Source organism: Litoreibacter meonggei (assembly GCF_003663885.1).
Lineage (GTDB): Bacteria > Pseudomonadota > Alphaproteobacteria > Rhodobacterales > Rhodobacteraceae > Litoreibacter > Litoreibacter meonggei.
In genome coordinates, this window is sequence record NZ_RCCE01000001.1 from 561,980 (window position 1) to 576,306 (window position 14,327).

A 14,327-nucleotide genomic window follows, 5' to 3' on the forward strand; every position below is an offset into this window, starting at 1 on the left:
ACGACAATGGAAATCTTCAAGAAAACACGCGCGATGTTTCACCTGCCCGAGAGCATGACCTATCTGGACGGCAACTCCCTTGGTCCCCTGCCCTATGCGGCGCAAGACCGCGTCGACGCGATGATGCGCGACCAATGGGGCGAGATGCTGATCACCGGATGGAACAAGGCGGGTTGGATGGAGCAACCGACCCGCGTGGGCGACCGCGTGGGCAAACTGATCGGCGCGGAAGCGGGCCATGTTGTGCTGGGCGATACCCTGTCGATCAAGGTCTATCAGGCGCTGGCCTCCGCGCTGGAGCTGAAACCCGACCGCAAGGTGATCCTGTCCGACAGCGGCAATTTCCCGACTGATCTGTATATGGCCGAAGGGCTGATCCGGATGCTGGATCGCGGCTTGGAATTGCGCGTCGTCGCACCGGAGGACGTTGAGGCATCCATTGGCGACGACATCGCGGTGATGATGTTGACGCAGGTCGATTACCGTTCTGGCCGGATGCACGATATGAACCGCCTCACCGAATTGGCCCATAAGGCTGGGGCGATTGCCGTTTGGGATTTGGCGCACTCGGCAGGTGCAGTGCCTGTTGATCTTGCAACTGCAAATGCCGATTTCGCGGTCGGGTGCACTTACAAATACCTCAACTCCGGTCCCGGCGGCCCGGCGTTCATCTATGTGGCCCCGCGCCATGCAGAGGTGGTGAACCCCGCCCTGTCCGGCTGGCTTGGCCACGAAGCCCCCTTTGCGTTTGACTTGAACTACAAGCCCGGCGCGGGGATCGAACGGATGCGCGTCGGCACGCCACCCGTGATCCAGATCGCGGCGCTGGAAGCCGCACTGGATATCTGGGAGATGGTCGATATGGCAGACGTGCGCGCCCGCGCTGTCGAGCTCTCGGAGTTGTTCATCAACGAGGTCGAGGCCCGCTGCCCCGAGCTGACGCTCGCCTCCCCGCGCGACGCGGCGCAGCGTGGCAGTCAGGTGTCCTTCGCACATGAAGAGGGCTACGCCATCATGCAGGCGCTGATCGCCCACGGGGTTATCGGAGACTTCCGCGCGCCGGATATTCTGCGATTTGGCATCACCCCCCTGTATGTGGGCGAGGACGATATCCTGCGCGCCGCGACCACCCTGCAAGAGATCATGGAGGGACAGCTTTGGGACCGCGACGCCTACAGAATACGCTCCCGCGTGACCTAACGCTACGGCCGTTCGCAAAGGGTGACGGACCAGCGACCTTCGACGTCTTTTATCAGGCCGTCCACACTGGCACTGGCGATCACTACACCCCCGCCCAGCAAGCGGCTTGGGTACCTACTGCGCAAATGCCCGAAGGCTGGGAGGCGAAACATCGCGCCACCACGGCATTTATTGCACTGCAGGGCACCGAAATTATTGGGTTTATGACGCTAACGCGGAACGGGCTTATAGACATGGCGTTTGTGCGTCCGAATGTGATGGGAGTCGGGGTCGCCGCGCAGCTTTATGAGGAAATCGAAGCCGCGGCCCACAGGCACGGCCACCGGGTTCTATCCGTCGAAGCCAGCCATCTAGCCCGCCCGTTTTTCTTGCGTCAAGGTTGGTCCGTCGTCGAGGCTCGTGTCGTTCAGCGAGACGGGCAAAACATTGAGAACTTTCATATGGAAAAGGTCCTTGGGGGCTGTTAGCGGCGCTTACGCATATGGTAGCTCAACGCCGCGTTGACGATATAGTCGAACACCTGTTGCTCACCCCCGAGGATCACCCCCCGTTTGCCCGAAAACTCTGGCAACTCGCCGAACACCGCGCGGGCGTCCTCTAGAATCGTAGTACTGCACGGAACCATGACCGCGGCCCGTCCGCCAATCAGGCCCAGCCGCAAAGTCGTTCCCGTTTTGGGCGCGTTGGTCAGGTACGCAGGCTCGCCCCGTTTCAAGGTCTCGGTGAGCGGGCCGATACCTTCGGCGGTGCTTGCTATGCGCAATATATCCAGCCGTGCTTTTCGAAGAATATCTGCGATACCATCCGGCATGGCAGCGAACGCTTTTGCAACTTCCGCGGGGAGAGCATCTTTTGTGGCCATGATCACTTCCTACTTACGTAACACAATCCTAACCCACACAGGTGTTACAAATCTTGCTATATTCCGCGTGGACGCTCCGCGTTAAATAGCGTTTGCTTCCGACAAGCTCGACACAAGGTAAATAAATGGACTCCTTCCTCTTCGCATCAACGCTCTATCTACTTGCCGCCTGCGTGGCGGTTCCCTTGGCTGTGCGTCTGGGATTGGGGTCTGTCTTGGGATATCTGACTGCAGGCATCATAATCGCCCCGTTAGAGGGATTGGTCGGATCAGAGACCCAAAACCTGCAACACTTTGCCGAGTTCGGTGTCGTGATGATGTTGTTCATAATCGGGTTGGAGCTGGAACCACGCACCCTTTGGGGTATGCGACACCGGCTGATTGGACTTGGAGGGCTGCAGGTCAGCCTGACCACTGGTCTGATCCTCACCGCAGCCATGGCCTTGGGCGTTCCGTGGCAAGGCGCCACCGCAATCGGACTTATATTTGCATTATCTTCGACCGCTATCGTATTACAAACACTCAATGAAAAGGGGTTGATGGGAACCAATGGCGGGCGCTCCGCCTTCTCGGTGTTGCTCACTCAAGATATTGCCGTCATCCCGATGCTCGCGCTGGTTCCGCTGCTTGTTTGGCCCGGACTGAACACACGGGCAGCCATGACAGATGCCCATCAGGACACCGATCATGGCGCGGCCAGCGATGTCATGCACATGCTGGAAGGTTTGCCGGGATGGGGCGTCACATTGGTCACGCTGGCCGCAATCATCCTCATCGTGGTCGGTGGCCACTATCTGACCCGTCCGATCTTTCGCTACATCCACCGCGCGCGGCTGCGCGAAATGTATACGGCTGTGTCGCTGCTCTTCGTCGTAGGGGTTGCGGCGTTGATGGTACTGGTGGGTCTGTCCCCCGCCCTTGGGGCATTCCTTGCCGGCGTGGTGCTGGCCAACAGCGAGTTCCGCCACGAACTGGCCGCCGACATCGAGCCCTTCAAAGGGCTGCTGCTGGGGTTGTTCTTCATCACAGTCGGCGCGGGCATTAACTTTGGCACATTAATGAACGCCCCGTTCGTGATCATCGGGCTGACCCTCGGGATGATGGCGATCAAGGCCAGTGTCCTCTTTGTGCTGGCTATCTTGTTCAAGATCAAAGGTCGGGACCGGATGCTGTTCACCCTTGGGTTGGCGCAAGCTGGTGAATTTGGCTTCGTGTTAACCAGCTTTACCGTGCAACAAAACGTGTTGCCCACCGACATGTCGGAAACCCTGCTTCTGGTCATCGCCTTATCGATGCTGCTGACGCCACTGCTGTTCATCGCGTACGACAAACTGCAACACCGCTTTCTGGAGCAAGCCGACGCGGTGCCTCATGACGATATCGACGACCAGCAACCGATCATCATTGCAGGCATTGGCCGCTTTGGTCAGGTCGTGAATAGGCTGCTGCAAAGTTCTGGCTTTCAAACAACGGTGCTCGACCACGATCTTCCCCTGATCCAGTTGATGCGGCGGTTCGGCTTTAAAGGTTACTTTGGCGACCCCACACGACCCGAAATGCTTCATGCTGCCGGCTTAGCCGAGGCCAAGGTGCTGGTTGTGGCCTTGGACGATCCCAAGGCTGCCGTCAAAATTGTGGCATTTGCCCGTAAAGAGCGTCCCGACCTGAAAATCATCGCCCGTGCGCGTGACCGTGTTCACGTGTTTGAGCTCTACAAAGCGGGGGCAGACAAGATCGTGCGGGAAATGTTCGACAGCTCGCTGCGTGCAGGACGATACGTTTTGGAGGAGTTGGGCCTGACCGAACACGATGCCCACGAGCAAGAAGTGGCCTTCTTCCGCATGGACCGCCACGCCATGTCGGACCTTGCCGAGCTGTGGGACCCCAACACACCTGTCAGCGAAAACGAAGCCTATCTGGAGCGCGCCAAGGCCCTGAACCGTGATTTGGAAGTGGAGCTTTTGGCGAAACTGACCAAACCGGAAACGGCAGAGGCCGCGGAATAATCAGCCGTCGCTGACTCCTGCTTCGGCGAATGTGGCCATGCCGGAATGACAAGCCACCGCCGCCTTCAAAACACCAATCGCCGCAGCACCGCCAGAGCCTTCGCCAAGACGCAAGCCAAGCGACAGCAGCGGCTTTTTGCCAAGTGCGTCCAACATTTTTCCGTGCGCCCCTTCTGCGGACAGGTGCCCTGCCACGCAGTGATCCAACGCGCCTGCACGGGTCTTTTCCAACACCGATGCCGCCGCCGTACAGATGAACCCGTCAAGGATAACCGGAATGCGGTGCGCCCGTGCCGCCGCTATCGCCCCTACCATCGCGGCCAACTCGCGACCGCCCAAACAGCGCAGGACGTCTAATGGCACACGAGACTTGTGCAGCGCCAACCCCTCGTCAACTACGCGTGCTTTGTTGGCTATTCCGGCGTCATCCACGCCGGTGCCGCGACCGACCCAGTCAGCACCCGCACCACCAAGCAGGGCAGCGGCCACTGCTGCACCCGTCGTGGTATTGCCGATCCCCATCTCGCCCGTAACCAATAGGTCTGCCGACGCGTCCACCGCGTTCCAACCGGTCAGCAACGCGGCAACACAGTCTGCCTCGCTCATTGCAGGCTCTTGGGTGAAATCAGCGGTCGGCCGGTCCAACTCCAGTGCGTGCACATCCATCTTCGCCCCAAATGTTTTCGCCAATTGGTTGATTGCAGCGCCACCGTGTTCGAAGTTCGCCACCATTTGTTCGGTCACCTCCGGCGGAAACGCCGATACCCCTTGTGCGCAAACCCCATGGTTGCCCGCGAATATAACGATCTGCGGCGCGTCAAGGCTGGGTCGCTCCGCGCCGCGCCAGCTGGCATACCATATTGCCAGCTCCTCCAATCGGCCCAAAGCTCCGGGTGGTTTGGTCAACTGAGCGTTGCGCTCCTGAGCGCCGACAAGAGCTTGCGCATCGACATCAGGCGCCGCCGCCAGAAGCGCCGCGAATTCGGACAGGGTGGAAAACTGGGCCATGGTCTGCTCGCAATTGTAATAACTGTTGCAACTGTTTACCCCTGAGAGACACAGACACAAGTAGATGGCCGCGTCACCTTATGGACAATTCCGACACGACCCCCGCGAAAGGCGGCGATATTTGGGTAGCCCTTGGCCTGCTGACCCGTCTGCCCCTGCCCGAACGCCACTGGAATGAAGCCCGCCCAGCAGCGATGGCAGCTTGGGCTTACCCCGTGGTCGGCCTCGTGGTCGGAGTGCTGGCTTGCATTATTGGTTCAGGTTTTGCCCGCATCGGCCTGCCCAATGGCATGGTCGCGGCAGCCGTTTTGCTAAGCCTCACCATGCTGACAGGCGCGATGCACGAAGACGGGTTGGCCGATGCCGCTGACGGGCTTTGGGGCGGCGGCACCGCCGAGCGCCGATTGGAAATCATGAAAGACAGCCATATCGGGGCCTACGGCGTCATTGCGCTGGTCACGGGCTTCGCCCTGCGCTGGAGCGCACTCTCAGCACTATTGGCAGCGGGATGGCTGTGGACGCCGGTGCTGGTGGCCGCAATCACCTCGCGCGCGGCAATGGCTTACGTGATGGATGTTTTGCCCAATGCCCGCGAGTCGGGACTCTCCAGCCTCACGGGCCGCCCCGGAAAGCCAGCGACCCGCATTGCTGCGGGTTTAAGCACCGTCGCGGCGGTGCTTGGGTTCGGTCTTTCGGGTTTGTGGCTATTGCTGGTCGCCGTCATGGCACTGACAGTTTGCGCAACCCTGGCCCGACACAAAATCGGCGGCCAAACCGGTGACATTCTCGGAGCCACGCAACAGGTCGCAGAAATCGCGATCCTTGGCGCGATTTGCGTGCTGGTACTTTAAGCCACCTCAAGGAAAAAGCCGCCCGCCAAGTTTGGCGAACGGCTTTCAATTTCGGCTAAAGCGGGGCTTAGGCTGCGGTTACCGTCCGGCTGACCAACACGTCGTCAATTTCTTTCATCGAAGACGGCTCGTCCTTACCCTGCACAACCGCGATTTCGCGGGTCAGACGCTCCAACGCAGCCTCATACAGCTGGCGCTCGGAATAGCTTTGCTCGCGCTGGTCGCCGTGGCGGTGCAGATCGCGCACGACTTCGGCAATAGCGATCAGATCGCCAGAGTTAATCTTTTGCTCATATTCCTGCGCACGGCGCGACCACATGGCGCGCTTTACGCGGGCTTTGCCCTTCAGGGTCTTGAACGCCTGAGCAACCAAGTCAGGAGTCGACAACGGACGCATGCCGACTTCGATCGCTTTGTGAGTGGGCACCCGCAGGGTCATCTTGTCTTTTTCGAACGCCACGACAAAAAGTTCCAGTTCGATACCGGCGACTTCCTGTGTCTCAACGTTAACAACCTTGCCTACGCCATGTGCTGGGTAAACAACGAATTCATTCGGGCTAAAGTCTTGTTTTTTCTTGCTCATTCATATTCGTTCCCGCTTGGAAACGCCCTTCTTAAACAGCGAAAAAGACGGGCCGGAGAAGTGCCTCCGGTCAATCTTCGATCATATCTGAGTTCAAGCATCTGAGTGAAACGTCGTGTAGATGCTACTTGTCCTTTGACAACACCATATCACAGAATCGCCCCTATCGAAAGCCATGTCGATTTTGGGTGCCACCAAGCCGTTGATTTCGTGTTTTTTCGGCGCGTAATACGCCTCAGCCACCCTCGCCGGGCTTCTCGGAGAAGTATTTCTCCAGCTTACCTTCTTCACCGTCACGCTCTTCTGCTTCGGGAAGTTGGTCTTTCTTGGTAATGATGACTGGCCACATTTCGGAATACTTGCGGTTGAACTCGACCCATTTCTCCATATCCGGCTCGGTATCCGGACGGATTGCGTCAGCGGGGCATTCAGGTTCGCACACACCGCAGTCGATGCACTCGTCAGGGTGGATAACCAACATGTTCTCACCCTCGTAGAAGCAATCTACGGGGCAGACTTCAACACAATCCGTGTATTTGCAGGCGATGCAGGCGTCGTTGACGATATATGTCATGAGCAGTGTCCGATTTAGCTTGTCGCGTTTTTCCTAATCCTGACTGACGGATCATTCAAGGCCACGATCCCGTGAAAGGTCCAGACTGCGGCGATCTTTCTTAGTTGGGCGGCCCCCGACACGGTCCGCGCCAAAGGCTTTCGGCTTGGCCTCCTGCACCGTTGTCTTGTCCAGATAGAGCGCCTGCGCCTCTGGCGCTGGCCCGCGGCGGGTGCCGCAAGCCGCGATCTCTACAACCCTGATCTGGCTGCCTTGTGGAAAAGTCAGCGTATCCCCGGCCCCCACCTTGGTGGCAGCTTTGTCGACTTTGTTCGAGTTGACCCTCACATGGCCGCCACTCACCTGCTTAGCAGCAAGCGTGCGCGTCTTGAAAAACCGCGCATGCCAGAGCCACTTGTCGAGGCGGATTTTTGATGCGTCCTCGGTCAGTCTTTTTTCAGCCCCATAAGGGCTGCCGCAAACGGGTTATCAGGGTCGATGGCTTTTTCCTTCTTGGGAGGGCGCGCCTGATAGTTTTGAGATTTGTTATCGCGAGGCGGACCACCTTTGCCCTTGGGTTTGCCACGAGGTTTGGGTTTGCCACGCGGAGCGTCACCCTGTGGGCGGCTACCTTCACGCGGCTTGCGTGTACCAAATCCGCCCCATGTGAAGGTATAAAACACCTCCATCTCTGGCGCTTCAGCGGACGGAACCGCAGCTTCCGGCACTTCTACGGGAACGTCAGCCGGAGGCATTTCCGATGGAGCATTGTCCGGCGCTTCAACCGGAGCTTCGGTCGGGCTTTCGTCGGGTTTTTGTACTGGAGTTTCCTGTGGAGGTACCTCTGGCGTTTTTTCAGGGGTCGGAGACGCCTTCACTTTTGCACGCTCGCCCTTCTCGGCTTTGTAGCCAAGCCCGCCCATCAAGTTGGCGAACTGCTCAAGCGTCATGCCGGTAATTGACAGCATGTCGGCCTTGGCTTCAAACCCGCCACGGCTATCCTCAGAGCGCAGTTGATCCGCGAGGCGCTCCAGCATGTCGATACGGATCGCGCGATCGCCGGCAAGACGGTAACCCGCTTGGGTGTAGTACCCGTCTGGTGCATCTTTGACCGCAGGAACGGTCACCAAACCAGGGGGCGGCGATTCAGGGAACTCCGCCAAATCCTTTTGAAGCGACCACAACACCAGACGCAGCCGTGTCGGCGCAGGTTTCAGCAGCAGCGGCATGAATATGGTGAATTGGCCGAACCGAATGCCATGCTTGCGCAACGCGCCGCGTGCGTCTTGATCCAACGCTTTCACGTCATTGGCGACGGACTCGCGGGTCAGCACGCCCAACGCTTCCGACATCTGGAACGCAAAGCCTTTTGCAAGGCCCGTCATTGTTTCGTCATTCGCCAACGCCATCATCGGCTCGAACGCCGCCGCAATTTTGCGGTCGATGAAGTGTTGCAGGCGGCGCTTGACCTTTTCGGCCACGTCCGCACCGGCCTCTTCATCCACGAAGGCGTCGACTTCCGGCTTCAAAGCGCTTGCGCCTTTAACCAGTTTGCCAACGGCCATTTCGCCCCACATCAGGCCACCTTGCTCGGTGAAGTCCATCTCGGTGTCAGGCGCGTTGTAGAATTTGTCCGCGCGCAGGTTGAAATGCGGTGTCAGCGCCGCAAGGGCTGCTTGGCGCAACATTTTCGCCTCGTCCGGGCTGGAGGTTTGATCCTGCCGGAAGCGGAACCCATCAAGACGGCCGATCATTTCGCCCTCAACCGTCACTTCACCCTTGTCGTTCACGTCAGCCACGAGGCTCTCCTTCTGCTTCAACCGCCGCAACAACACTGAAGTGCGCCGGTCGACAAATCTTTGCGTCAGCGCCCCGTGAAGGGCATCCGACAGGCGGTCTTCTACAGCACGGGTTTCCCCGCGCCAATGGGTTTCGTCCTGCACCCAGCCTTTGCGTTGCGCCACATAGGTCCATGTGCGGATATATGCCAGTCGCTTTGACAGCGTATCAATGTCCCCATCGGTGCGATCGATGCGGGCAATCTGGCGCTCCATGTAGTCGCGCGGCACCTGCCCTTTGTCGTGCAGGTAGCCAAAAATAACCTCAAGAAGCGCGGCGTGTTCCCCTTGGCTGATCCCGCGGAAATCAGGAATGCGGCAGACGTCCCAGAGCAATTTGACGTCATGAGGTGTCGATACGCGCGCGTCCACTTCCGTGACGTCGCGCAGCGATTTCAGGGCGACGACATCGTCGGCATCACGCGCACGGCTCAACCAGTCTTCATCTGTGCGCATCTCAAGGCTTTGCAACAAGCGACCGATGGATCCGAATTCAAGGCGGTCATTGCGCCATTGCAGCTTTTTAATCGGGGTGAAGCGCGCCGACGTGATGGCCTCCACCACCTCCGCTTCCAAATCCGGTGCCTCGCCTGTCACGCCGAAGGTGCCGGGCTGCATGTAGCGCCCCGCGCGGCCTGCGATCTGGGCCAACTCGTTGGGCTGCAAGCGCCGCATCCGCCGTCCGTCGAATTTCGACAAGGCCGAGAACGCCACGTGGCTCACATCCAGATTCAGCCCCATGCCGATGGCGTCGGTGGCAACAAGGTAGTCTACGTCGCCGTTTTGGTACATTTCGACCTGTGCATTGCGCGTGCGGGGGGAAAGTGCGCCCATCACCACGGCACAACCGCCCTTCTGGCGGCGGATCAGCTCGGCGATGGCATATACATTTTCAACCGAAAACCCGACAATCGCGCTGCGTGGCTTCAGTCTGCTTATCTTTTTCGAACCTGTGTAGGTCAATTCACTGAATCGCTCCCGCCGCAAGAACTGCGCCTTCGGCTCCAGCGCGGCGATGGCACTTTTCATCGTGTCGGAGCCCATAAACAGCGTCTCAAGCAACCCGCGCGACCGCAAAAGCCGGTCGGTAAAGACATGGCCCCGCTCTGGATCAGCACATAGCTGGATTTCATCAACCGCGAGGAAATCCGCCCCCATGCCTTCGGGCATGGCCTCGACGGTGCAGACCCAATAGGCCGCACGGTCAGGAACAATCCGTTCCTCACCGGTGATCAACGCCACGACGGACGGGCCACGCAAGGCGACGATCTTGTCGTAAACCTCCCGCGCCAAAAGGCGCAGCGGCAGGCCGATAATGCCGGTACGATGCGCCAGCATCCGCTCTATCGCGTAATGGGTTTTGCCGGTGTTGGTCGGGCCAAGAACCGCCGTGATGCGTGCCTGTTGGCTCATATCTGGCCCTTAGTGCTCAGAGGCCGGAATGAGCCAGCCTGCTGTGGAATTAGATGTCTTGACCGGAGACCGTTCTCTCCAACCGCTCGATGGCCTCTTTTAGGCCCTCGCGGTGGGGATGTATAGCGGCGGCGGCCTTGTAGGCGGAAAGCGCGTCTTCTTCTTGCTCAAGTTCTTCAAGGATGCGGCCAAGACCCTGTAGCGCCCCGAAATGGCGTGGATTCAACGCCAATGTGCGCTGTATGTCGGCGATGGAAAGCCCGAATTTTTCAGCGTTGAAAAACGCGGTGGCACGGGCATTCCATCCTTCGGCAAAATCCGGTGCGTGATCTGTCAGCGCCGTCAGATGCTCAATCGCTTTGGCAAAATCACCTTTCTCCATGGCGTTGCGCCCGCGACGTAGAAGTAAATCCATCGACGCGGAGCCGGAGCGCGACCATTCGCGCCAAATTTGCCTCTCAACTTTCTCCCAATCCTCCAAATCAGGTTGGGCCAGTTCGGCGTAAAGTCCGTCCAACTTCGTCTCATCCGCCACACTTGGCAGGGCAAAACACGAAACCGACAGAAATGCCGTAACGAAAATATTGAGGAGGGTGCTTGAAACTTTCATAACGCCTTTAACTCTAGCGGGTGATCTGCAAAAATCAAAAGGTGCAGTCATCCACCACATCACTTTTTCAGGAGACCTCTTCATGAGCGACGTAATTAATCAAGCCGTAACGGCCCTTGCAGGCAAAATGGACGGCGGCTTTGATGGCTCCGTGAAATTCGTAATCGAAGGCGAGGGTTCCATCATGGTTGACGGCGACGGCGTGCGCGCAGGCGACGAAGAGGCTGAATGCACCATGACAGCAGATGCGGAAACCTTCGAGGCGATCCTTGATGGCGAGATGAACCCGACCGCCGCGTTCATGTCCGGCAAACTCTCGGTGGACGGCGATATGGGCGCAGCTATGAAACTGGGCTCGGTTCTGTCGTGAGTCTTACCCCCGCCCCCTTCCACGCCGATGTTGCAAACGGCCCTGATGGTGGTTGCGCCTATTGGCTGACGACGTCTGACGGCGTCCGCATCCGCATGGGTGTGTGGGGCGGCGGGGACAAAGGCACGGTGCTGCTTTTCCCGGGCCGCACAGAATTTGTTGAGAAATACGGCGCCGCCGCAAAAGGCTTCATGGACCGTGGTTTTTCAACGGTGGCCATCGACTGGCGTGGGCAAGGTCTGGCAGATCGCGCATTGGAGAACCGGCTCATCGGCCATGTGGCTGATTTCAAGGACTACCAAAATGACGTCGCCGCCGTTCTCGCCGCTTTGCCGGAGCTAGATTTGCCTGATCCGATGGGCCTTCTTGGTCACTCCATGGGCGGCTGCATTGGGCTGCGGGCGTTGATGGAAGGTTTGCCGGTGGATGCGGCGGTATTTACCGGCCCGATGTGGGGCATCGCCCTTGATCCTATGCGCCGTAGCGCTGGCTGGGCGTTGTCGACGCTCGCGCGACAGACCAAGTTTGAAAACATGATGACCCCGGGAACGTCGGAGCAATCTTACGTTCTGGTACAACCGTTCAAAGACAATCTGCTCACCCGCGACGCGGATATGTATGAAGGGATGCGCAAACAGCTTAACGCGTATCCCGATCTGGCACTTGGCGGACCGTCATTTGCTTGGCTCAACGAAGCGCTGAAAGAATGCCGCGCGCTGTCGCTCAACCCAACGCCGAACGTGCCGACGATTACCTTCCTCGGCACCAACGAGCGCATCGTTGACACTAAGGCGATCCACGACCGTATGGCGCGCTGGCACAATGGCGAGCTACGCATGATCGATGGCGGGGAACACGAGGTCGCTATGGATTTGCCCAAGGTGCAAACCGAAGTCTATGACGCTGCGGTCGAACTGTTCTTGGGTGTGTTGGAAGACGCCTAAGCGTCGACCAATACGCCATTTTCCAAACGCACCATGCGGTCCATGCGACCCGCCAGTTCCAGGTTATGAGTGGCTATAAGTGCCGCCAAGCCGGTGCTGCGCGCCAGCGTCATCAACGCATCGAATACCTGATCGGACGTGCCGGGATCAAGGTTACCCGTCGGCTCATCCGCCAACAACAACCCCGGTTTGTTCGCCAGCGCGCGACAGAAGGCGACCCGTTGCTGCTCCCCGCCCGACAGTTCCCCCGGACGATGGGACGCGCGTTCGGCGACCCCCACTTTCCCCAACAGATCAAGCGCATGCGCTTCGGCATCGCGCTTAGACACGCCTGCCGCCAGTTGCGGCAACACGATGTTTTCCAGCGCGGTGAATTCCGGCAGGAGGTGGTGAAACTGGTAGATGAACCCGATCTTGGAGCGCCGTGCAGCGGTCCGCGCACGGTCGCTTTTGCCGCTCAGGTCATCCCCATCGATGACGACATGGCCGGTGTCCGGCGTATCCAGAAGCCCCGCCATATGCAGCAGTGTCGACTTTCCGGCACCTGACGGCGCGACCATAGCGACCACCTCCCCTGGTGCGACTTCAAGATGAACGCCGCGCAAAACGGCGATCTCGTTCGGCTTACCCTTGTTGTAAATCTTCTCGACCCCGTCGAGCAGCAAAGCGGCGTTACTCATAGCGCAGGGCCTCTACAGGGTTCATGCGGGCCGCACGGCGGGCCGGAAAGATCGTCACGACAAAGCTCAGGAACAGCGACAGCGAAATCGCCGAAAGCACGTCGCCCCATTCCAATCGGGCTGGAAGCTTAGAGATAAGGCGAACGGATGGATCCCACACACCCCCACCCGCGAACCAGTTAACGATGCCGAATATCTGGTCTATGTATATGGCGAACAAGCACCCGAGGATCATCCCGAGAATGGTGCCTATCACCCCGATCGACGCGCCGCAGATAAAGAACACCCGCAACACTGAACCTTCGCTAAGGCCCATGGTCCGCAAGATTCCGATGTCACGACCCTTGTTTTTCACCAGCATGATCAGCCCCGAGACGATGTTCATCGACGCGATCAAGACCAGCACTGACAGGATCAGGAACATCACGTTGTCTTCCATCTCCAACGCCTGCAAAAAGGCGCCCGAACTGTCGCGCCATGTCCAGAGCAACGCCCCGTCACCGGCAGCGCTCAGCAATGCGCGCTCGTGCTTGCTGACGTTTTCGGGATCATCAAGGATCACCTCGATCTCGTCGGCTACGCCTTCGCGGTTGAAATATTCTTGTGCCTTTTCGAACGGCATATAGACCCGTGTGCGATCAATGTCGTAGCGGCCCACTTGGAAGACATACACAACTTCGAACGCCACAATGCGCGGTGACGTGCCGAAGGCTGTCTTGGTGCCATTGGGTGAAATCAACTTCACTTTATCCCCGACCGAGACACCAAGGCTGCGGGCCACACCCCAGCCAATCGCAATCGTCATGCCATTATTAGCCACGCCAAACTGCGACAGGTCGCCCAAGCGCTGCTCCGGCTCCACAACGCGGCGCACGCCCGCCAAATCGTCGGCGCGGATGCCGTAGACCTCGACGCCTGCATTGCCCGACGGGGCTGCGGCCATAACCTGCCCTTTTACCAGCGGCGCGGCTCGAATGACACCATCAGCCTCGGCCATTTTGGCTGTCAGCCCGTCATAGTCTTCAATGACCCGCGCATAGGTCCCCGTCTCAGACGTCTTCCCCGATGAGTATACCGTGACATGCGCATTCGCGCCCAAGATCGTGTCGACGAACTCGTATCGAAATCCCGAACGCACAGCCAAGGTGATAATCAACGCCGCCACCGCCAACGTGATGCCGATAAGGCTGATCCACGTCATCACTGACACGCCGCCCTCGGCGCGTTTGGCGCGCAGGTAGCGCCACGCGATCATCCATTCAAACCCCGCAAACGGGGGGGTAGAGGTGGGGCTGTTGCTGCTCAACTGCGCTCTCCTGCTCGATTTTCTCGCCACGTTTGCGCTGATCTCCGTGACTGGTCAAGCCTTCGGCAGCAAAGTGTTGCCGATGACGCACGGCGCATGACAA

At 58.8% G+C, this 14,327-nt stretch carries 15 protein-coding genes; 6 read left to right on the plus strand and 9 right to left on the minus strand.

Features of this window, described 5'->3' with window-relative positions:
* The first annotated feature begins 6 nt into the window (after window positions 1–6).
* Both kynU and BCF46_RS02745 read left to right on the plus strand, forming a co-directional pair.
* Window positions 7–1,200 (plus strand): kynureninase, encoded by a 1,194-nt coding sequence (gene kynU, locus BCF46_RS02740; protein ID WP_121021465.1) that lies wholly within the window; start codon window positions 7–9, stop codon window positions 1,198–1,200.
* Window positions 1,158–1,667: a GNAT family N-acetyltransferase gene (locus tag BCF46_RS02745; RefSeq protein WP_147435931.1), complete on the plus strand. Its 510-nt coding sequence runs from the start codon at window positions 1,158–1,160 to the stop codon at window positions 1,665–1,667. The genes kynU and BCF46_RS02745 overlap by 43 nt, the downstream gene beginning before the upstream one ends.
* Here BCF46_RS02745 and BCF46_RS02750 read toward each other — a convergent pair.
* Window positions 1,664–2,062, minus strand: coding sequence for a DUF1801 domain-containing protein (locus BCF46_RS02750; protein ID WP_121021469.1), 399 nt, complete (start codon window positions 2,060–2,062; stop codon window positions 1,664–1,666). The genes BCF46_RS02745 and BCF46_RS02750 overlap by 4 nt on opposite strands.
* A 125-nt stretch (window positions 2,063–2,187) precedes the next feature.
* On the opposite strand from BCF46_RS02750, the gene BCF46_RS02755 reads away from it, so the two are divergent.
* Window positions 2,188–4,068, plus strand: a complete 1,881-nt coding sequence (locus BCF46_RS02755; protein WP_121021471.1) for a cation:proton antiporter domain-containing protein — start codon at window positions 2,188–2,190, stop codon at window positions 4,066–4,068.
* Here the strand turns inward: BCF46_RS02755 and cobT are convergent, their stop codons facing one another.
* Window positions 4,069–5,076: a nicotinate-nucleotide--dimethylbenzimidazole phosphoribosyltransferase gene (gene cobT, locus BCF46_RS02760; protein WP_121021473.1), complete on the minus strand. Its 1,008-nt coding sequence runs from the start codon at window positions 5,074–5,076 to the stop codon at window positions 4,069–4,071. It abuts the gene before it with no gap.
* An 80-nt stretch (window positions 5,077–5,156) separates the two neighbouring features.
* Between cobT and cobS the strand changes: the two genes are divergently transcribed.
* The gene (gene cobS, locus BCF46_RS02765) at window positions 5,157–5,927 is read left to right on the plus strand and encodes an adenosylcobinamide-GDP ribazoletransferase (protein ID WP_121021475.1); all 771 of its coding nucleotides are present in this window, start codon (window positions 5,157–5,159) and stop codon (window positions 5,925–5,927) included.
* 67 nt (window positions 5,928–5,994) lie between these two features.
* Here the strand turns inward: cobS and BCF46_RS02770 are convergent, their stop codons facing one another.
* From BCF46_RS02770 to BCF46_RS02790, 5 genes are all read right to left on the minus strand, one after another.
* The gene (locus BCF46_RS02770; RefSeq protein WP_121021477.1) at window positions 5,995–6,510 is read right to left on the minus strand and encodes a CarD family transcriptional regulator; all 516 of its coding nucleotides are present in this window, start codon (window positions 6,508–6,510) and stop codon (window positions 5,995–5,997) included.
* Between the two features lie 235 nt (window positions 6,511–6,745).
* Window positions 6,746–7,084 (minus strand): ferredoxin FdxA, encoded by a 339-nt coding sequence (fdxA, locus tag BCF46_RS02775; RefSeq protein ID WP_089944108.1) that lies wholly within the window; start codon window positions 7,082–7,084, stop codon window positions 6,746–6,748.
* A gap of 51 nt (window positions 7,085–7,135) precedes the next feature.
* Window positions 7,136–7,513 (minus strand): RNA-binding S4 domain-containing protein, encoded by a 378-nt coding sequence (locus BCF46_RS02780; protein ID WP_121021479.1) that lies wholly within the window; start codon window positions 7,511–7,513, stop codon window positions 7,136–7,138.
* Window positions 7,510–10,314, minus strand: a complete 2,805-nt coding sequence (locus BCF46_RS02785; RefSeq protein WP_121021481.1) for a helicase-related protein — start codon at window positions 10,312–10,314, stop codon at window positions 7,510–7,512. The genes BCF46_RS02780 and BCF46_RS02785 overlap by 4 nt, the downstream gene beginning before the upstream one ends.
* 49 nt (window positions 10,315–10,363) lie before the next feature.
* On the minus strand, window positions 10,364–10,924 hold the full coding sequence (locus BCF46_RS02790) for a tetratricopeptide repeat protein (protein ID WP_121021482.1): 561 nt from the start codon (window positions 10,922–10,924) through the stop codon (window positions 10,364–10,366).
* An 82-nt stretch (window positions 10,925–11,006) separates the two neighbouring features.
* On the opposite strand from BCF46_RS02790, the gene BCF46_RS02795 reads away from it, so the two are divergent.
* A complete protein-coding gene (locus tag BCF46_RS02795; RefSeq protein ID WP_121021484.1) occupies window positions 11,007–11,294 on the plus strand; it encodes an SCP2 sterol-binding domain-containing protein in 288 nt (95 codons plus the stop codon).
* Window positions 11,291–12,238 (plus strand): alpha/beta hydrolase, encoded by a 948-nt coding sequence (locus tag BCF46_RS02800; protein WP_121021486.1) that lies wholly within the window; start codon window positions 11,291–11,293, stop codon window positions 12,236–12,238. Before BCF46_RS02795 ends, BCF46_RS02800 begins: the two co-directional genes overlap by 4 nt.
* On the opposite strand, the gene BCF46_RS02805 is transcribed toward BCF46_RS02800, so the two are convergent.
* Together BCF46_RS02805 and BCF46_RS02810 are read right to left on the minus strand one after the other, a co-directional pair.
* Window positions 12,235–12,918 (minus strand): ABC transporter ATP-binding protein, encoded by a 684-nt coding sequence (locus BCF46_RS02805; RefSeq protein ID WP_121021488.1) that lies wholly within the window; start codon window positions 12,916–12,918, stop codon window positions 12,235–12,237. The genes BCF46_RS02800 and BCF46_RS02805 overlap by 4 nt on opposite strands.
* Window positions 12,911–14,173, minus strand: coding sequence for a lipoprotein-releasing ABC transporter permease subunit (locus BCF46_RS02810; protein WP_121021490.1), 1,263 nt, complete (start codon window positions 14,171–14,173; stop codon window positions 12,911–12,913). Before BCF46_RS02810 ends, BCF46_RS02805 begins: the two co-directional genes overlap by 8 nt.
* Between the last annotated feature and the right edge of the window lie 154 nt (window positions 14,174–14,327).